This window comes from Pseudomonas sp. 9.1(2019), assembly GCF_009910445.1.
Classification (GTDB): Bacteria; Pseudomonadota; Gammaproteobacteria; order Pseudomonadales; family Pseudomonadaceae; genus Aquipseudomonas; species Aquipseudomonas paraversuta.
Window position 1 is genome coordinate 698,467 of record NZ_VBWF01000011.1, and the last position, 19,584, is coordinate 718,050.

Below are 19,584 nucleotides of genomic sequence, written 5' to 3' on the forward strand. Positions count from 1 at the left end.
GCGGGCCGAACCCGCTCTCAGCCTGCATCGCTAACCTTCAGGGTACAGCTCCCCTTCAACCATCCTCGCCACCACGCCGTGCAGGCGGTTAAGCAATGCCTTGATCGCCACTGCTGACTCAGGGTTCAAGGACTCACGCAGCAAGGCGATTTCACACTCATTGCATGCTGCCGCCAGATTGACCGCGCAGACCGTGGCAAATGAACCATTGATTCGATGCACATAACTGACCAGTGTCGCGCTATCGCCTTGCTGCAGCGCCAGCCCGGCCTGGGTCAGGTCCTCCTGCAGGGTGCTGATAAACAGGCGATGCATGGCCGGCGAAAGCGTAATCCAGCCTTCAAGGTCGTCTGCGGGTTCAGCCCTGGCGGCGGATTCCAGCACGGGCGCAGGGGCCTGCGTTGTCTGCGGGCAATAAGCGCACAGGGTCTGGCGCAAGGTGCTCAGGCTCAAGGGTTTAACCAGCCATGCATTCATCCCGACTTCCAGACAGTGTTCACCCTCCTCACGCATGGCATTGGCGGTCACACCGATAATCGGTACAGCCGGATCAAGCTCACGCAAGCGCTGGGTCAACTGATAACCGTCGAGCCTGGGCATGTTCACATCGGTGATCACCAGATCGAACGAGCCTTCGCTCCAGCGCACCAAGGCTTGCTCGCCATCCTCTGCCAATGTCACTCGAACACCCAGGGCTTCAAGCTGCTCCTTGAGGATTTCGCGGTTGACCGGATTGTCCTCGGCCACCAACACATTCAACTCCAGACTTGCCTGCGGCTGCGGCACAGTGGCGCTCAACTGCGGTGCAGTTCCCTGCGCCACCTGCATCAAGGTTCTGGCAATCGCCCGGATGTCATACGCATTGACCTCCCATCCCCGAGCCGTCCTTTGCGCCTGGCTGCGGCCCGACGCAGTCGCAATGACGCGCTCACCCGCAGCTTGTTGCGATTGCGTGGAACCCGTGACGATATCCAGCAGGATCGCATCCCGGTCTTCAGCTTCCGAGACCGGCAACAACTGCGCCCGCGCGCCCCAGGCACACAACCAGTCAACCAGGCTCTGGCCGATATCCTTGAGCGGCGCGCGGACATGGATATTCACATTGCGCAGATCAATGTCTGCACTGTTGACCAGCGCGCCGGCAATGACGGGCAAGGACATCTGTAATGAGAAGCTGCTGCCAAGTCCCGGCTCACTGACCACCCGCAAGTTGGCGCCCATCATTTCACTCAACCGCGAGCAGATGGACAAACCCAGCCCTGCCCCGCCTGCCCGCTCGCTGCCACCGACCTGGGAAAAAGGCTTGAACAGGCGGGTCAGTTGCTGCTCGCTTATACCGATACCGGTATCAGAAACCTGCCACTGCAGCGACACATGGTCCGGTTCAATGGCGGTCACTTTGAGCCTGAGAACAACCCGGCCTGAATCGGTGAACTTGATCGCGTTACTCAGCAAGTTATTAATGATTTGCCGGATACGAACTGCATCCCCGCATACCAGTGGCGGCAAGTTTGCGTCCGCACAGGCGAACAGCTTCAAGCCTTTATTGCTCGCTGCCGCCGAGTAACTGCGCACGCAATCTTCAAGTAAATCCAGTGGGCAAAAGGCTTGGGCTTGTACCGCCATTTGCCCCGACTCGATCTTGGATACATCCAGTACATCGCTGATCAACTGAAACAGAACGGCGGATGAACGTTGAATGGTTTTCAGGTACTCGTGCTGGCGCTCATTCAGAGGCGTGAGCTCCAGTAGCTCCAGATTGCCCAGCACCCCGTACAGAGGGGTGCGGATTTCATGGCTCATGGTGGCCAGAAACAGGGTCTTGGCCTTGCTGGCCTCATCGGCCGCGAGCCTTGCCTGCTCCATCAGATTGGCGTCATCCACATGCCGGGTGATGTCATTGAAACCGCACAGCACCACATCCCTGCCCTTGTAGCGGGCGAATGCAAAACAGGCCTGCAGATAACGCCCGGCCACTTCAAGCTGGACCTCACCCGGCTCGCGTTCGGCGTAATCACGCTTCAACAAGGCAATCAGTTCCGGCGTGCCCTGCCACTGCTGCGCGCGCTGGTTCTCCAGCAATATGACGCCGGTTGCACGCTCTACCACACACAGGCCAACGGGCGCGTTATCGAGCATGACCCGATTGAACTCTTCACTTTCAGCCAGGGACTGGCTGGAGCGCTGAGCAGGCTCGATGATCCGCACCCGATACCAGCGGTTGACGCGCCAGCCAATCAGGACGAACAACCCAAACAGGCCCGCCGCGCCCATCAAGGGCCATTTCGCATAGCCAAAGAAGTTCTGATACGTGATGGCGTACAGGCCGATCCAGGGGTCGGCCCCGCCTGAGGTCAATTTGAAGCGCAGACCGTCACGGGTAAAACTCAGCCCGGGCGCCAGCTCTTCGACATTCCGAGCATCACCCAACAACACGTCGCCAGCAGGGGAGATCAGGGTCAGGCGACTGTTGGTGGGGCGCATCAACAAGCGTTCAAGGTCACTCACATCGCTGACATCAAGCAAGGCGCTGAGAATCACCGAACTCCCCTCGTTAGCCGCCTGCATAAAGCGCTGGGGAAGATTGACCTTGATAGCGCCCACTATGTATTTGCGCTTCTGAATGAGCTCGAGCGGAGCTTTCATCCACAACACTTGATCACTGTTGAGCGCCTGACGCCGGGGCAAAAACGCGTCGTACAAACGCTTGGTCACTGCAAAGAAATTATCCTTGAACAACAGCGGGTACTGGCGGGTGCCATCAATACCGGGGACGGCAATGGAAAACTGGGCGGTGGGTGAAAAGACAAACACTTGCGGTGCCGAATAATAAGAATCGGACCAGTAAGCCGTGAACAGATCGGTCAACTGTACGCCAAACGAATAAACCCCCTGCATTTCATCCAGGCTGAACGTGTCGCGCTGACTGACGGTAAACGGCAGGGACTTGGCCGTGTCCCGGTTTTGAAATAAAACTTCATTGTCCTGACGCATCAACTCAATGTGCGAGCGCGGCTTGTTGTCCATCGAAAAGTTGCCACTGGCGTGGTCATAACTTTCAGCGCCAATGCGTAAAAAGTCTTCGTGTTCATGAATACTTTCAATCAACCGTGCGAAGTGGAATTCGGTCTTTTCGCGTTCCTCCATCAACAAACGGTTAACGGCCCAATAACTCATGCCCACCAGCAACAGGGCAAGTCCGGTCAGCAGGAGCAACAGCTTGTTCAGTCGCAATGAACTCAATGCCAGTGCACCGAGACGTACCTTTGCTTGCTTCATTATTCAGCGCCGTCATTCAGCTGGATGGAGCCTGGCAAGCCCACTAGCTGCCAAGGTATCTACGCACTTTGAGAGCTACAAAAAACAGCGCTTTGCCCGCCCTGGACCACGCTTGAAACGACGAACAGGAATCGTCTGATGGGGCTATTCCACGTTCAGCTGCATCCTGTGCAACACCTGCTGCGGCACGCCGCTGTCAGGCTGACACTTAAAATGAATATCACACTTCATCTGTTTGTAAAGGACGTCTCCCATGTTTCAAAAAATAGGCAAATACACGGCACTTTGTGGTTCTTCGATGCTGATCGTCATGGCAGCGGCGACTGCTCAAGCGGCTGACGGCCAGGTTGAATTCACCGGCGTCATCAACGACAACCCATGCACCATCAACAGCGAAAGCGTGAAGAAATCCGTTGATATGGGCCAGGTGCGTATCGCTGACTTCGCCAGCACTGTTGGCTCTACAGCCGGCGCCACTCCGTTCTCCATCTCTCTGGAGAACTGCAGCGGCCCAACCCTGAAAAACGCCTCCATCAAGTTCAGCGGCCAACAAGCCGTTACTGATGCAACCGTACTGGGCATGACCGGTGAAAACCAGATCACTGGCGTCGGCATTCAGATCAACGATGCACGCACCGGCTCCAAACTGGCACTGAACACCGCCAGCTCTGATTACGTACTGCGCCCTCAAGGCAACACCTTCGATTTCACCGCTTCCTATGTACGTCTGGCGGCAGACACTGAAGAAGTGAGCGGTATCGGCACCGGTAAAGTTAACGCCCTGGCCAGCTTCGACGTTACTTACAAGTAATTCATGTTTTTAAACGAAAGAGCTCGCGTTCAATCGCGAGCTCGGTCGTTAGGTTAAACAGAGGACACCCTTCATGCGTTTAAAAATTGCAGCCTTGTTGACACTGGCAGCGGTCTTTTGGCTGCCCCAGATTCAAGCAGGCGTCAATGTCGGCTCTACGCGGGTTATTTATCAAAGCAAAGACAAGGAAGCCAATCTTTCACTCTCAAACTCCGGTGACGACGGCGTACCGTATCTGGTGCAATCCTGGGTCAGCACATTCGACAAACCGGATGAGAGCGCAGATGAATTCATCATCACCCCGCCATTGTTTCGCCTGGATGCCAATAGCCAGAATATCTTGCGGGTAATTGCGACCAACGCGCAAAACTTGCCCACCGATAAAGAAAGCCTGTTTTTTCTCAACGTAAAAGCCATCCCGGCCCTGAGTGAAGAACAACGCAATCAAAACGTGCTGCAAATTGCACTCAAGACCACAATCAAACTGTTCTACCGCCCTGCCGACTTGAAAGGCACGTTGGTACAAGCCGTTGAAGGGCTTCAATGGCGAGCGGATGGCGGCCACTTAAGTGTGCATAACCCGTCGGGCTATAACGTGGTCGTCAGTGAACTGCTGATTAACAACAACGCCAGCACAGGCCTGCCCGAAGTCATAAAACCCGGTAGTTCCATTACTACAAAAATACCGTTTAAAAACAGCGACACCCTCGAATTCAGCTACATCAACGAATACGGCAGTACGGTCAAGACAACACCTGTTATTGCTCGCTGAATACTGAACTACACGCCGACTGGAAGAACTCTCTCATGCTGCGATTGCGCATGTGCGCCTTCGCGCGCCGAATAAACTACTGGGGCCTTCTGTCCCTCAGTGCGATCAGTCTCACAACGACTGCCGTTCGCGCAGACTACAGCTTCGATTCTTCCTTTCTGGAAATTGGTGGCGGCAACAGTTCGGCCGAAGTAGCCGAGCAAGTAAAAGCCATGAGCCAAAGCCAACTTCCGGGTATTTATCGTGTCGACCTGTCACTGAGCAATCGTTATCTCGAACAGCGCGACTTGCAGTTTGTCCGCGAAACGCCGAGCCAGACATCGACCCCTTCAGGCTTGTTTCCCTGCTTCAGCCTTCAGGCCCTGACTGATTTTGGCGTTGACCCCGAGCGCCTGAAAAACACTGAGATCAGTGCTGACAACTGTGTGTACTTCCAGGGCGACCTGACCGGTATCACCTATGACTACGACTTCAATAAACAGCAGCTTGACCTGCAAGTGCCCCAGGCTTATATCGGCAGCATTCCATTCGCCACCCGCCGTAAAAGCTGGAGCGATGGCGAGCAAGTCGCTTTTGCCAACTATAACTTTTCAGGCAGCCACTACGAGAGCCAGTACGGCAATCGTCAGTCCCAGTTCGGCAGTGTGCACAGCGGTTTCAATAGCGGGGCCTGGCGCTTTCGCAACTTCTCGACCTGGCAGAAGAGTACCAACGTCGATGGCAACTGGAAGTCCGTGGACACCTATGTGCAGCGGGACCTGGGCAACCTGATGGCGATTGCCACTGTCGGTGAAAGCTCAACCGACAGCGATCTGTTTGACACGATTTCCTACCGCGGTGTGGGCATTGCTTCTGACCTGGACATGCTGCCGGATGACTCGCGCAACTTCGCGCCTGTAGTTCGTGGCGTGGCCAATGGCCGCTCGCTGGTGACGTTGCGCCAGCGCGGCTATGTGATCAGCGAGCAGTGGGTGCCGTCCGGCCCGTTTGCGCTCAAGGATCTGTACTCGACCTCGGGCAACGGTGATATCGAAGTCACGGTTGAAGGCCCCAATGGCGAGCGACAGGTGTATGTCCAGTCGTTCTCGTCCGTGCCCTACATGTTGCGCGAAGGTCAACAAAGCTACGCCGTGACCGCCGGCCAGTATCGCCCTGCAGACGGTGCATTGAACCCACAAAAGCCGGGCTTTGTACAAGGCACCTACCGCCGGGGGCTGACTGACGGTACCACCCTGTTCGGTGGCACCATCGTCAGTGAACAGTACCACTCCGTGCTGGCAGGCTTTGCCCACGACTTTTCGGGTTTCGGCGCCATTTCGCTGGACGTGACCCATGCCATCAGCGACGACATGGGCCCGGACTCCAAGACCCTGTCGGGGCAGTCTTTTCGTTTTCGTTATTCCAAGTCCATCGATCTGACCGACACCAGCTTCAGCCTGATTGGCTACCGCTACTCCACCAGCGGTTATTACAGCTTTAACGAGGCGATCAATGCGCGCGCCAACAACTCCCTCGAACCCTATGTGGACGAGACGCTGACCGAAAGTGCGATGTATACCCCGTACTTGAGCGGCCATATGAAAAGCAGCTTTACCGCCAACGTATCGCAGCAATTCGGCTCCTATGGCGGCATGTACGCCAACCTGACCAAAACCGATTACTGGAACCTGGCCAAGAGCAATACCTCGGTGCAACTGGGCTACAGCTTCAGTGTCGGGCGCGCGTCCTACAACTTGGGCCTGGCGCAGAACAGCGGCGTCGGTGATGACATTCGCAGCGTATCGTTGAGCGTGAGCATTCCCTTGGGCGATCCGGGCAGCAGCAGCCGTCTGGGCCTGAGCAACAGTCAGGATTCGGGCGGCAATGCCAGCCGCAACGCCACCTTCAGCGGCTCGTATTTCCCCAACGACACCCTGTCTTACAACCTGGGCATCAATCAGCAAGTCAGTGACGACGAGCGCTTGCTCGGCGGTTCGGTTGCCGCCCGTTACAACGCGGCCAATGCCATCTGGCACGGGTCTTACAACAAGGACCAGAACACCCGCCAGACGGACTATGGCGTGGAGGGTGCGATCGTCGCCACCGGTGACACCCTGATGTTCACCCAGCCTTTGGGCGAGACCAACATCATCGTGGCCACGCCCGGTGCCGGGGACGTCGGTGTGCTGACCAAAAGCGGGGTCAAAACCAACAGCAGCGGTTACACGATTATTTCTTCTGCCCAGCCCTACCGCAAAAACAAGGTAGCGCTCGATACCGACTCGTTATCGGACAACACCGACGTCGAGCAACTGGTGCAGGAAGTGACCCCCAATCGTGGCGCTTTTGTACTGGCCAACTTCGAGACCCGCAATGGTCGCCGCCTGTTGATCAGCCTCAGCGCCAAAGATGGCAAGCCGGCACCCTTTGCTGCCGAGGCTCAGGTTTATGGACTGGACGGCACCTTATTGAGCAACGCCATGGTGGCAGACAAGGGTCGGGTATTTCTGACTGGCGTACCCGAAAAGTCGCGACTGGTGATCAATGTCAGCGGCCGGCAGTGGTGCGCCACAGATCTGGACCTGAACAATTACACGCTGTCAGACACGGGCATCGGCCAACTGCAGATCAGTTGCGATACCCCGTCGGCCGCCCATGCAGACACTCAAGGTACTCCCGATGCATAACTCAACAAACCTGCTGCCCGGCTCGCGCCGGATTAAACGCTGCTTGCTGCTGCTTGGCTTGCTGTTGGGCCTTGGTTGCCAACAGGCCTTTGCACTGATTGAAAACAACCTGGCCTGTACCCCGACAGGCACCACAGGTGTGGTGAATCTGGGCGACCTGGCCCCGGGGCAGTATTTCGAAACAAGAATGACCGGCAGTTGCCGAGTGACGCGCAATTTCCCTTATGGCTCATCGTTGCAACACACCCAGGTCTGGACCGGCACAATAGACACCGGTTGGCCCATCTATGCGTGGTCGGATGCTGGAGGAGTAGTACCCGAACAGCCTTGGGGCGTCGCATCAACCACTTGCATGTCCCCCAACGGCAATGTCTGCCAGAGGTTGCCCGTCGGCACCATCGTTCCCTATAGCGTGCTGTATTACATGCCCTACGGTGTAAAGAACCCTGGTAACTACTCGATTACCTTTAACCTGACGAGTACCTCAATCAAAGGCTATGAAGGTTATGTCGACAAGATTCAAACCCTGACCCTTAAATTCAGGATTATCAATCCAGCCTGCACCATGAGTTCAAACAGTGCGCTGAACTTGCCGTTTGGTACTTTGAATTCAAATGACTTCGCGACTTCGCAGCAACTGGCAAATGTCACGCTGAACTGCACCCGCGGCACCCAGGCAACCGCCACGCTGGTGCCCACGCAAAGCGCTGTGAGTGGCAGCCCCGGGGTTTCGGCGACCACCCTGGCCGGCCTGTCGATGGCCGCCACCTGGGCCGATAACAACTCTGCCGTGACCTTCAACAGTCCGCGTACGCTCAACCTGACTACAGGCGCCAATACCATTCGCCTGGGTTTCCGGCCGCGCCTGAATACCAGTGTTTCACCCACTGGAAGTTTCACCAGCCAATACACCCTCAACATCAACTATCTCTGAATGACCACAGGAACCGATCATGAACTTGCGCTTATCAATGGCTGCAGCCCTTCTCACTGGTCTGGCGTGCACCTCTTCGTATGCAGACGACACCGTCACCATCAACGTCAGTGGCACCCTGACCAAAGCGCCCTGCTCCCTGACCAGCAGCAAAACCTTGACTGCCAACTTTGGCAGCATTCGCACCGACCAGATAAGCAGCGCCAGCAGCGTGGATATTCCGGTCACTCTGAACTGCCCGGCCAACTCGGCACTGAACGTCAGCATCAAGGCTTCGGGCGTCTATTCAGGCTCCACCACTTATGCGACTACCAGCAAGACCAACCTTGTGTATATGTTGTCGTGGAAAAGTGACAACTCCGTGGCCAATGTCACCGGCACCAAACGCAACCTGACCAATCAAAGCGGCACCGTAAACCTTGGTTTGACCGCCAAGCTGATTGCGATCGCCGCACAGACCGAGGGTAGTTTCACCGGTTCGTCGGTCATTACCCTCGAGTACCTGTGAGATGTTCATACAGGCCAGAGGCAGCCTGATTGCAGCACTGCTGGCGAGCGTAACGCTGTGCTGCGGCACAGCGTATGGCGATGAGGAGGCCAGCCGGCTCGATATTACCGGCACCCTGATAAAACCGCCCTGCACGGCCAGTTTCCCGACGTCGCAGAGTGTCGATATCCCCAAGGCGAGCCTGAGCGTGCTGAGCGCAGACAGTTCTGAATGGACTGATGTGGACTTGAACTTTCAATGCCTCAAAGGCAGCCAGGTGCTGCTGCGCTTTAGCGCGGGCAATGGTTCGTTTGACAGCAACACGCTGCGCACCACCCTTGACCGAGTGGGGTTGAAAACCCGCCTGAGTGATGTCAGCAGCAGCGTCAACACGGTGGATTTGACCCTGGGTGAACAGCATGCCTTCGCAGTTGAAGACACACTGTTAAAGCTCAAGCTCTCGGTGCGGCCAGTCAGGATCGGCAATCAAATGCCCGCAGTCGGCAGCTACAGTTCAACGCTGTTGATGGAAATGATCTACCAGTAAACCCGCTCGGTCAGGTGAACAGATTGGCTTTGAGGCACAGGATCAGCAACGCCTGATCATTGTCGACATCAAGCTTGCGCATTGCCGAAATCTTCAGGGTGCTGATCGTTTTAATACTGCGGTTCAGGCTCTGCGCAACTTCCCCGACCGCCATGCCAGAAGCAAACAGTCGCAGGACCTCGAATTCCTTGACGGTTAATTGACTGAGCCTTTGCGCAACATCATCCAGCTCCTCACTCGACGTACCCTCAGGCATGTCTTGCTGGTAATGCCCCTCCCGATAGAACGCATCCAGTGCGACCAGAATCTGCTCCAGCCCCGAGCTCTTGGATATGACCCCGCTGATGCCCAAGTCATACAACCAGGTCAAAACCTGCGGATTGGAAATCACTGTCAGCACTATGATCCGCGGCTCGGGAAAGTGCCGGCGCAGGTATTCCACCAGACGCGAGCCATCGCCGTAATGTTCATCACCCGGCATGTTGTAGTCCGTGATAATCACGTCAGGACGCAGTAGCGAAATCTTTTCGATTAATCCGGACGGACTCAGCGCCTCGCCCACCACTTTGAAACGCGGGTCGCGCTCGATGATTTCACGCACCCCCATCAACACAATCGGGTGATCATCGGCCAACAAGACTTTCATTTGCGCCATGGCTTACCTAACTCCAACTTTCTGTGTAGTCGCATGCCCCTATGGGACTGTGATCTGTCGGGTTCTTTCGTGCCATTCGCAGCCCCGTGCCCGGGCAACGACTACAGGTTCCACGGGTCAGCCTTTATGCAGTAAGTGAGTAAAGCATGGTCATTCAGCACTTCCAGCTTATGCATCGCAGACACTTTATGTGTGCTGACTGTTTTGACACTTCGATTTAACTGACGGGCGATGTCCCCCACGCTGTTGCCGGCCACAAACAGCTGCAACACTTCAACTTCGCGGGGTGACAGTGTGGAGAAACGCTCATCAATGACCTTGAGGTTGGTGATTACCGACGTGGCCGGAGCCGCTGCCCCGGCATAGGGCCGCCCCTTGGCCAGAGCATTCAGCGCTTTACCTATTTCTTGATAGATATGATTTTTTGCAATCACTCCCGCCACGCCCATTTCCAGCAAGCGAGAAATAATCAGCGGATTACTCTCCATGGTCAGCACCAGGATTTTCACCCCCGGAAAATGTTCAATCAGGTACTCGATCAGCTGCAGTCCATCACCAAAGGTCTCATCACCGGGCATGTTGAAGTCGGTAATCAACAAGGCAGGTTGATGCACTACCAGCTGCTCTACCAGTTGCGACGAATTCAGGGCTTCGCCGACAAGATTGAAACACTTGTCCCGTTGAATCACTTCCCGAAGCCCCACCAGGACCACCGGGTGATCGTCGGCAATCACAACCTTTAACTCGCGCATTGCCTGACTCCATATTGATGACGCAACTAAAGCGGGAATGCCCTGCAGGGGCTAGTTGCAGGTTGGCCAGGAGCTGTCTTCGAGCAACAGGGTTTCGAAATCTGTGCATGAGACGGCGCCGCAGATCAGGAATCCCTGGGCCTGATCACACTCAATGCTACGCAAGAATGCAAGTTCTGCCTGTGTCTCGACCCCTTCAGCAACCACCGTCAGGCCCAGCTTTCGGCTCAGCTCCACGAGACTGCGCAGGGCCGAGGCCAGATTTTCATTTTCAACACAGCCATGCACCAGCGAACGGTCGATCTTGAGTTCGCTGAAGGGGGTTGAGACCAGGTTGAAATAGGAACTGAAACCCTTGCCGAAGTCATCCTGGGCCAGGCCAAAACCCATCATGCGCAAGCGACAGGCGCCAGCATAGTAGTTACTGAGCTCTTCTGTGGTTGAGCTTTCCATCAGCTCAAACACGATGCTGCGCGGCTCGCCGCCATCGGCCATCACATAATCGCGCAAGCGGTCGGCCAGATCGTGGTTGTCCAGCAAGTGAGTAGGCAAATTGATGGAAACCGGGATATCCCAGCCCTGCTCGCGCCACTTTCTTTGTGCCTGCAATGTTTGCTCGAGCATCAGCCACAGCAGTCGCTCCTCCAGCCCCTGGTTGATCAAGAGCGCAAGAAAGTCCTTGGGCAATAACAGCCCGACTTCGGGGTGAGCCCAACGGACCAGCGCTTCAGCGCTGAGAATATTGCCGTCGCGCAGAGACTTCTTGGGCTGGAACCACGCCTGGATCTGGCCGTTGCCCATGGCCGTTTCGATACTTTGCGGATCGACCTGTATACCCTGCGCAGGGTCCATGGCGCCGTTGAGCCGGAAGATCGCCATACGCTCTTTCAAACGCATGACGGCATTGATTTCCACCGGTTTGGAAATCAGGCCGACCACTGTAATACCCAGGTTTTTCGCCGCCAGGCCCGCACTGATCAACATTCGCCGCGACGAGGCACTCATCAGCGCCAGCGCCGGCGTTTTTTTCAGGGCCGCAATCCTCTGGATCAATTGCACGCCATCCATGCCCGGCATCAGCAAATCGCTGAGCAGCAGGTCATAGTCATTACGGGCCAGGCATTGCAGGGCACCCGCGCCGTCCCAAACGGTGTCAACTGCAAAGCCCCCCACTTCGCTGAATACATTCAGTAAATACTCATGCTGAAAGGGATGATCCTCGACGACCAGTACACGATAGGGCTTCACTGGATCCTCCTTTAAAGTGCTGAAGACAGTTGTATAGGGTGTGCAACGTGAAAGGCTTGATCAGGCAGTGATTCATCCCGGCGTTCAGGCAACGCTCGGAGTCGTCGGGCATGGCCTTGGCCGTTGCTCCGATGATTGGCTCAGTAATATTCATGGCCCGTAACCGGGTGGCCAGCTCATAACCGTTCATTCTTGGCATGTTGACGTCGGTCAAAATCAGATCGAATGTCCCGTGCTGCCAGAGCTCGAGCGCCTCCAGACCATCACTGGCCAATGTCACTGTGCAGCCCAGCTCCTGGAGCTGGTCACGCAAAATCAGCTGATTGATGACGTTGTCTTCCGCAACCAGGATTCGTAATCCGAGATTGAGCTCTGCCCTGGCGGCTCCCGTTTTTAAATGACTGTCTGTGCGCATGCCCTGCGCCTCGCACAGGGCGCGGTATACGTCCTGCAAGCTGTTGAGGTCGGCGTGCCAGCAAGGATTGGCAGTCGAGAGTGGCTGCGAACTGTGACTGGCGGCCACCACCAGCGGCCCCGTCCAGTCGGGCTCCAGCAATTGCCGGGCACAGCCCGGGTGCAGTTCCAGCAACACCCCATCGTCACAGGCATCGCCCTGCTTCGGGGCTCCCAGATGAGCCCGTGCGCCCCAGCGTCGTAACCAGGCGCAATAACATTCAGCCAGCTCGCGCAGGGGCGAAATCACATACACAACACTGGAAGACAATTCGCCCAAGGGGCTCAGGCGCGAAGGGGCCTTGACCTGTACCAAGGGCAAATGCAGGGTAAAGCTGCTGCCCAGGCCCGGCTCGCTGACCAACCGCATGGTGCCGTTCATCAAGTGCATGAGACGCTTGCAGATAGAAAGCCCAAGCCCCGTACCCGCGACCACGTGCTTGGCAGACTCCACTTGATAAAAGGGCTCGAACAAGTGGGCCTGTTCTTCATGGGCGATCCCTTTACCGGTATCCGAAACCTGCCAGTGCAACATGACCCGCTCATCATCGCGGCTGTCCATTTTCAGGCGCAGCACGACTTTTCCGTAGTCGGTGAATTTCAGGGCGTTGTTGAGCAGGTTGTTGAGGATCTGGCGGATACGGGTGACATCCCCGCTGAGCCACTCGGGCACCGTCGAATCAATCAGGGCAAACAGCTGCAGGCCCTTGGCCTGAGCAGCACCGCTGTATCCCTGAATCACCTCCTCTATCAATTCCATCGGGCTGAAGGTGTTGAGCTCAAGCTGTAGTTGGCCCGCCTCAATGCGCGACACATCCAGTACGTCGCAAATCAGCTGCAACAGATTGCCGGAAGAGCGTTCGATGGCTTTTAAATAGTTGTTTTGCTGATCGTTGAGATCGGTGCGCGCCAACAATTCAAGGGTGCCTAAAACACCATACAAAGGCGTACGGATTTCATGGCTCATGGTGGCCAGAAACAAGGTTTTGGCCTCATTGGCCCGATCCGCCAGCTGCCGGGCACGCTCCAGCGTCACTTCTATCTGTTTGCGCGCACTTATGTCGCTGAACGCACAAATCAGCACGTCTTCACTCTTGTAACGGGTCGGTGCAAACGCGAGGTAAAGAAGACGACCATCTTCCATCTCGACTTCATCGCTGTTGCTCAGGTCGGACTCGTCGAAAGCGCGATGAATCCAGCCATGGCACAACTTGCCACGCTCACTGCTAAGGCCCAGCCACTGTTGCGAAAGCGAGTTTTCCAGCACCACCGTGCCGTCCGTGCGGCGAATGACGCACAAGGCGACCGGCGCGACCTGCAAGGCAGCTCGACTGAAGGCCTCACTTTCAACCAGCGCCTGGATACGGTTTTCACCCGGAGTAATCAGGCGCCGGTCGATGCGCACGATCAAAAAGCGCAGCCCGATACAGACGGCAATGAACAGCAGCACACAAACCGCCAAAGGCCAGCCCAATACTGGCAGCAACGATTTAATGTCCACGGCATAGACGATTTGCCAGCCTGAATAACCCAGTTTTTTGCGGATCGCCAGGCTGTCGGGCAACCACCCTGAACCAATAAAGCCAAACGAGTTTCTGGCTTCCAGGGCGTGTAATGAATCCACCAGGGTGGACTGCGCGGCATTGGTGAAAATGATCTGCCCCTGACCGTCCAGCAACATGAAATCGCCAGCGCTATCACTGCGTAAAGCCTCGATCAGGTCCGGGACCTCAACTTCAATGCCCAACCAACCGGAAGACAGGTTGCGGCTATCAAGGCGTGCGAATAAATAGAACGGGGAGTCCAGGACCTTGTTGTCGGTCAGCCAGAGGTCATCATCAAAGGAATACGCCCTGTCGCCCTCCTCGGCCAGACGTTGCAGGACCACCCGGGGCAAGAGGGGGTCCAGACCGGGGGATGCGTCAAACAGACGTACCACCTGGGGTTGATCGGCTGGCGGGACGTACAGCAGATTGACTTTGCTCTCGTACAGATAGTCCATCATGCGTCGGGTCAGCCACAGGCTCCAATGGCCCGCTTCACTGCCCAGACTGATTTTTATCTCTTCCAGAGGATCGACACTGTCAGGCGTTTGAGACAGTGCGGTGTCCGGCACCGTTGCCAGGACCAGACTTTTGAGCAAGGTCTGGCGGCTGACGAAAAAATCCTGAGCGTTGAACACTGCCTCGTTCATGACGCTGCGGCGCTGGGACACTTCTTCGTTGAAGACTGCCCGCAGGTAAACGAACGAGCTCGCGAAAACCGCAACTAACAGGCCGCAGGCAAAAAGATGGAGAAGTTTTCGGGCGGCTTGGGGAGTGGATTTCATGCCCCTAGCCTGAGGCCGGGGCATGATAAAAATAATCAGACAATTCCTGAAAGCACTCCCCCCCGTAGCAGCTGACGAGGAACCAGGCTGCGTCCGGCGGCGCCTACAAGAAATGCGCTACAGGGTTAAGCCGGGCGAACCGCGCTCAAATCCATACGCCCGTCTTTCAGCGGTGGGCACCAGTAATAACCGCCGCTCAATGGCCGGCTATAACGGTAGAGGCCGTCAACGATGCCGTCTTCAAGACCGCTCATCCGACGCAACTGAACTTCGAAGGCATTCAGGGTGCGACTGAAGGAGACAAACATCAGCCCGGACTTGCCGTTTTCAGTCCACGGCATGGAACGGCGCACGGTAAAGGCTTCGGGCGAGAAGCTCTCCTGGGCGGTGCGTTTGACGTGGGCCGAAGCCGGTGCCTCTTCAAGCTCTTCGTTGTCGCTCAGGCGACGGCCGATGATGTTGTCCTGCTCGGCCTGGGGCAGCGCGGCAAAACCGTTCAGATCATGCTGCCACTGCTGCACCGCGACAAAACAGCCACCGTCCAGGCCCGGGCCGGCATTGGCCACGATGGCCGCTTCTACCGCCGCTTCGTCCACCGGGTTTTCGGTACCGTCTTCATAACCGGTCAGGTCACGGTCGGAGCCGTAGCGGAAGCCTTCGGTTACTTGCAGCACGTTGAACGCAGACGCCAGCGCGGTCTCGATCTTCTGACTGCGATGCAGCAGTTCGCCGCGGTCATCACCCAGCAACCACAGCCACAGTGCGTGCTGGGTCGACGGGTTTTCAACCATGGCATTGAGTGCCGGGAACACCCGCAAACCTTGAACTTTCGCGCCCAGGGCCATTACCAGAGGCGACCCGAAGCCTGCCACTACACTTTTGCCATCCACCCACTGCGACAGAACGTCGAGCGCTGCCGGCAGTGCTTCTACGGACTTGAGGGCAAAAAACATGTAGCGCCCCTGGGAGGGTACGGGTTTGGCGAGGATGCCAGGCTGGTAAAGACTCATAGAAACTCCTTCAGGAAAGCCGGGAGTTTACCCCTGCAGCAGCGCCTTTTCGCAGATCGGGGGGTTATTTTTGTTAAGGGCTACCCTAGGTGTGCATAGCAATGCTGCTCGCTGGCGATACCCGGGTCGAAGAACACCTCGCCCTTTGTCATTTAAACGGAATTTTTTTATGACCAGAGACTCACTTAGAAACCACAGGGAGGTTTTTTTGAATCATGAATTCGGCAAAGCTTTACGTTATTGAATACACACTGCACGGGGCCCCTAAATCTTTCATCATCCGCCTGGCGCGCATGGATAACGCCGTTGCGTGGCATTGGGCTGGGTGTGATGCGGGGGTGGTACGTATCGGCCGGCCAGGTCGTGAAAACGAGAACAAATCCAGCCGTCTGGAAGTGGAAAAACACGGTGTTGCGGATGTGAAGTGGCGAGCCACTTGAGTCGGCTCTTCGCCAGAGGACTCGCGCAGTGCAGAACTGCGCGAGGTTTGGCTGATTACCCCTTGTCACCACAATGGCAGCCGCTGGAGGTGGCGCACGCCTGGCCTTTGGGGTGATGGTCAGCACAGGCCTGGCAGCAGTAGTGCTTGCCATCGCGCTCAATGCCATTGGCGCCTACCTTGCAATTACAGTTCGGACAGTCACATGTGTGCTCTTTCATCTTGAACTCCAAGTTGTCTGGTCGTCACAAAGCGACAGGCTTGCCGCTTATAGTCAGTGACTGTAGACCCCGAGCGTTGGTTCACCCTTTATCCCATCGGAAATACCTGCGAATTGATTTATTGTGCACGCCAGGCTGAAACCGGCCCTTCAATAATCATAAGAACACTGAGGTATTTTCCATGGCCGCTGAGATTGCAGACAGCCGCTCTGCCCGCTTTGCCCTGCGCTGCTCGAACTGGGCCGAGCGCTGGTTCCCCGACTCCTGGGTATTTGCCGCCGTTGCCGTGATCACGGTGGCGCTGGCCACAATGGCGATGGGTGCCAAACCCACCGACGCCGCCGTGGCATTCGGCGACGGGTTCTGGAGCCTGATCCCGTTCACCATGCAAATGGCCTTCGTCGTGATTGGCGGCTATGTGGTCGCCAGTTCACCGCCCGCCGTGAAACTCATCGACAAGCTGGCAAAGGTCCCGAAAAACGGGCGCCAGGCAGTGTGCTGGGTGGCCCTGATTTCAATGGTTGCATCCTTGCTCAACTGGGGCCTGTCGCTGGTGTTTGGCGGGCTGCTGGTACGTGCACTGGCCCGGCGTACCAACTTGCGCATGGATTATCGCGCCGCCGGTGCCGCCGCCTACCTGGGGCTGGGTGCAGTCTGGGCTCTGGGCCTGTCGTCATCTGCCGCGCAACTACAGGCCAACCCGGCCAGTCTGCCGCCGTCGATCCTGTCGATTACCGGGGTCATCCCGTTCACTGAAACCATCTTTTTGTGGCAGTCCGGCGTATTGCTGGCGGCGCTGGTGGTGGTCTCGCTGATCGTTGCCTACGCAACGGCTCCGGGCCCGGACTCGGCACGTGATGCCGCCGCCTGCGGAATTGACCCGACCTTCAGCACACCCAAATTGCCCCCGCGTACCCGGCCCGGCGAATGGCTGGAGTACAGCCCGCTGCTGACCATTTTGCTGGTACTGCTGGCTGGCGGCTGGCTGTTTCATGAGTTTTCGACCAAACCGGCGATTAGCGCCATTTCGGGGCTCAACACCTATAACTTCCTGTTCCTGATGCTCGGCGCGCTGCTGCACTGGCGCCCCCGCAGCTTTCTCGATGCGGTAGCCCGCGCGGTGCCCACCACCACTGGCGTGATGATCCAGTTCCCGCTGTATGGCTCGATTGCCGCGCTGATGACGGTGGTCAAAGGCACTGACGGACAAACCCTGGCCCATCACATTTCGTCCTTCTTCGTGCAGATCGCCTCCCATGACACCTATGCCCTGTTGATGGGGGTGTATTCGGCGATATTGGGCTTTTTCATTCCGTCAGGCGGCGGCAAATGGATTATCGAAGCGCCCTATGTAATGCAGGTGGCCAATGATCTGGGATACCACCTGGGCTGGGCCGTACAGATTTACAACGCGGCCGAAGCCTTGCCGAACCTGATCAACCCGTTCTATATGCTGCCGCTACTGGGCGTGCTGGGATTGAAGGCACGGGACCTGATTGGTTTTTCATTCGTGCAACTGCTGGTGCATACGCCCCTGGTGCTGTTTCTGCTGTGGGCGTTGGGGACCACGCTGACCTACGCGCCGCCAGTGATGCCGTAACAGCGAAAAACACTTGCTCGCGATGGCAACCCCGGCGTTCAGGGCTGCCATCGCGAGCAAGCTCGCGGCTACAGGTTGCGGGGGCGTTTCACACAGCCCCTGCCGGGCGCAAGCGGTATTGCGGCGGCAACTGGTCCAACCCGCTGATGGTGGTGTTCAGGCTTTTCCAGCGGCCGTCCTTGATGCCGTAAATGCAGCCGTGGACCGAGAGCTTCTGCCCGCGATGCCAGGCGTTCTGCACAATGTTGGTGTGACCCACGTTGGCCACTTGCTGGATCACATTGAGCTCGCATAAACGGTCGACGCGCTCCTCCTCGGTCGGCAACAGCGCCAGCATCTCGCGGTTCTCGTAATACAGGTCGCGTATCGAACGCAGCCAGCCATCGATCAGACCCAGCTGCTGGTCCTTCATCGAAGCCCGCACCCCGCCACAGCCATAGTGGCCGGTGACCAGAATGTGTTTGACCTTCAATACATCCACTGCGTACTGGATGACCGACAGACAGTTGAGGTCGGTGTGCAGCACCACATTGGCCACATTGCGGTGTACGAACAAGTCGCCAGGCAGCATGCCGACGATTTCGTTGGCCGGTACCCGCGCATCCGAACAACCAATCCATAGGTATTCCGGCGTTTGCTGGCGGGCCAGTTTGGCAAAGAATTCGGGATCTTCCTGCTTGATCGCATCTGCCCAGCGTTCGTTGTTATCAATCAGGTCTTGTAGTTCGTTCATGCTGTGAAGCCTCAAGAGTTGATGCGCTGCTTTGACAGCCAACCGCTGGTCGGGGTCACGTGGAATCTTCAGGATCGTCTAGAGTCCACCGTAACAGGACTCACATTATGAGGAATTACCATGACTGATTCACGTCGTCCGTTTGGAGCAGAAGAACCCGAGGACATCGACGATATGGAAGACCGCATGGGCTCGGTTGAACCGCTGGACTTTGACGACCCCCAGGATACCCGCGAGTCGCTGGATGATCTGGTGACCGATGAAGAGTACAAGCGCCATATTGGTGACAATCGCCCGCGCAACCGGGAAATCAGCGGAGCGGCACTGCCGGGCAATGGCTCGGACCCGGATGATCTGGATGCGCAGATGCTGATACCCGAGGACGGAGCACGGGATGCCTACGAGGCAGTGGAAGAACGGGGTGGCGCAGCAGACTGGGATCTGAGCGTGGTCAAGGAAAGTGAAATTGGCGCAGGCCACGGCCTGGACGAAGCGGAGCTGGCAGATATAGATCCGGTGGGGCGCAAACCTGAATGACTTGATCGCTGGCAAACCAGCTCCCACCCCACCTGCAGGAGCGAGCTGTATGTTGTTAAAAGCTCGCTGGCAAGCCAGCTCCTACCAAGCCGGCTCCTACCAAGCCAGATC

Annotated in this window: 17 protein-coding genes; 9 read left to right on the top strand and 8 right to left on the bottom strand. The window is 56.8% G+C overall.

Annotated features, from left to right (window positions below; genetic code table 11):
* Positions 1-30 precede the first annotated feature (30 nt).
* Positions 31-3,279 (bottom strand): hybrid sensor histidine kinase/response regulator, encoded by a 3,249-nt coding sequence (locus tag FEZ21_RS22205; protein WP_160628419.1) that lies wholly within the window; start codon positions 3,277-3,279, stop codon positions 31-33.
* A gap of 253 nt (positions 3,280-3,532) precedes the next feature.
* On the opposite strand from FEZ21_RS22205, the gene FEZ21_RS22210 reads away from it, so the two are divergent.
* The 6 genes from FEZ21_RS22210 to FEZ21_RS22235 all read left to right on the top strand — a co-directional run bounded on the left by FEZ21_RS22210 (position 3,533) and on the right by FEZ21_RS22235 (position 9,496).
* Positions 3,533-4,090: a fimbrial protein gene (locus tag FEZ21_RS22210; protein WP_010657328.1), complete on the top strand. Its 558-nt coding sequence runs from the start codon at positions 3,533-3,535 to the stop codon at positions 4,088-4,090.
* 73 nt (positions 4,091-4,163) lie between these two features.
* Positions 4,164-4,862, top strand: a complete 699-nt coding sequence (locus tag FEZ21_RS22215; RefSeq protein ID WP_003439763.1) for a molecular chaperone — start codon at positions 4,164-4,166, stop codon at positions 4,860-4,862.
* Positions 4,863-4,897: 35 nt separating this feature from the next.
* The gene (locus FEZ21_RS22220) at positions 4,898-7,528 is read left to right on the top strand and encodes a fimbria/pilus outer membrane usher protein (protein WP_010657329.1); all 2,631 of its coding nucleotides are present in this window, start codon (positions 4,898-4,900) and stop codon (positions 7,526-7,528) included.
* Complete coding sequence (locus FEZ21_RS22225) at positions 7,521-8,462, top strand: fimbrial protein (RefSeq protein WP_003439761.1); 942 nt, start codon at positions 7,521-7,523, stop codon at positions 8,460-8,462. Before FEZ21_RS22220 ends, FEZ21_RS22225 begins: the two co-directional genes overlap by 8 nt.
* Before the next feature lie 19 nt (positions 8,463-8,481).
* Positions 8,482-8,970, top strand: a complete 489-nt coding sequence (locus FEZ21_RS22230; RefSeq protein WP_003439760.1) for a fimbrial protein — start codon at positions 8,482-8,484, stop codon at positions 8,968-8,970.
* 1 nt (position 8,971) lies between these two features.
* The gene (locus FEZ21_RS22235; RefSeq protein WP_003439758.1) at positions 8,972-9,496 is read left to right on the top strand and encodes a fimbrial protein; all 525 of its coding nucleotides are present in this window, start codon (positions 8,972-8,974) and stop codon (positions 9,494-9,496) included.
* A gap of 10 nt (positions 9,497-9,506) precedes the next feature.
* On the opposite strand, the gene FEZ21_RS22240 is transcribed toward FEZ21_RS22235, so the two are convergent.
* The 5 genes from FEZ21_RS22240 to FEZ21_RS22260 all read right to left on the bottom strand — a co-directional run bounded on the left by FEZ21_RS22240 (position 9,507) and on the right by FEZ21_RS22260 (position 15,943).
* Positions 9,507-10,151, bottom strand: a complete 645-nt coding sequence (locus FEZ21_RS22240) for a response regulator (protein WP_003439756.1) — start codon at positions 10,149-10,151, stop codon at positions 9,507-9,509.
* A 101-nt stretch (positions 10,152-10,252) separates the two neighbouring features.
* Complete coding sequence (locus FEZ21_RS22245; protein WP_010657330.1) at positions 10,253-10,903, bottom strand: response regulator; 651 nt, start codon at positions 10,901-10,903, stop codon at positions 10,253-10,255.
* Positions 10,904-10,954: 51 nt separating this feature from the next.
* On the bottom strand, positions 10,955-12,151 hold the full coding sequence (locus tag FEZ21_RS22250; protein WP_003439754.1) for an EAL domain-containing protein: 1,197 nt from the start codon (positions 12,149-12,151) through the stop codon (positions 10,955-10,957).
* Positions 12,102-14,933, bottom strand: a complete 2,832-nt coding sequence (locus tag FEZ21_RS22255; protein WP_160628421.1) for an ATP-binding protein — start codon at positions 14,931-14,933, stop codon at positions 12,102-12,104. Before FEZ21_RS22255 ends, FEZ21_RS22250 begins: the two co-directional genes overlap by 50 nt.
* A gap of 125 nt (positions 14,934-15,058) precedes the next feature.
* Positions 15,059-15,943 (bottom strand): Dyp-type peroxidase, encoded by an 885-nt coding sequence (locus FEZ21_RS22260; protein WP_003439752.1) that lies wholly within the window; start codon positions 15,941-15,943, stop codon positions 15,059-15,061.
* Between the two features lie 215 nt (positions 15,944-16,158).
* Between FEZ21_RS22260 and FEZ21_RS22265 the strand changes: the two genes are divergently transcribed.
* On the top strand, positions 16,159-16,383 hold the full coding sequence (locus FEZ21_RS22265; protein WP_003439751.1) for a DUF6555 family protein: 225 nt from the start codon (positions 16,159-16,161) through the stop codon (positions 16,381-16,383).
* Positions 16,384-16,438: 55 nt separating this feature from the next.
* Here the strand turns inward: FEZ21_RS22265 and FEZ21_RS22270 are convergent, their stop codons facing one another.
* On the bottom strand, positions 16,439-16,603 hold the full coding sequence (locus FEZ21_RS22270; protein ID WP_081481326.1) for a metallothionein: 165 nt from the start codon (positions 16,601-16,603) through the stop codon (positions 16,439-16,441).
* A gap of 181 nt (positions 16,604-16,784) precedes the next feature.
* Here FEZ21_RS22270 and FEZ21_RS22275 point away from each other — a divergent pair, with 181 nt between their 5' ends.
* Entirely contained in the window at positions 16,785-18,203 is a 1,419-nt protein-coding gene (locus FEZ21_RS22275; protein WP_010657332.1) for a short-chain fatty acid transporter, read from the top strand.
* 88 nt (positions 18,204-18,291) lie between these two features.
* Here FEZ21_RS22275 and can read toward each other — a convergent pair whose 3' ends face one another.
* Complete coding sequence (gene can, locus FEZ21_RS22280) at positions 18,292-18,936, bottom strand: carbonate dehydratase (protein WP_003439749.1); 645 nt, start codon at positions 18,934-18,936, stop codon at positions 18,292-18,294.
* Positions 18,937-19,056: 120 nt separating this feature from the next.
* Here can and FEZ21_RS22285 point away from each other — a divergent pair, with 120 nt between their 5' ends.
* Positions 19,057-19,473 (top strand): serine kinase/phosphatase, encoded by a 417-nt coding sequence (locus FEZ21_RS22285; RefSeq protein WP_127196081.1) that lies wholly within the window; start codon positions 19,057-19,059, stop codon positions 19,471-19,473.
* Positions 19,474-19,584: the final 111 nt, after the last annotated feature.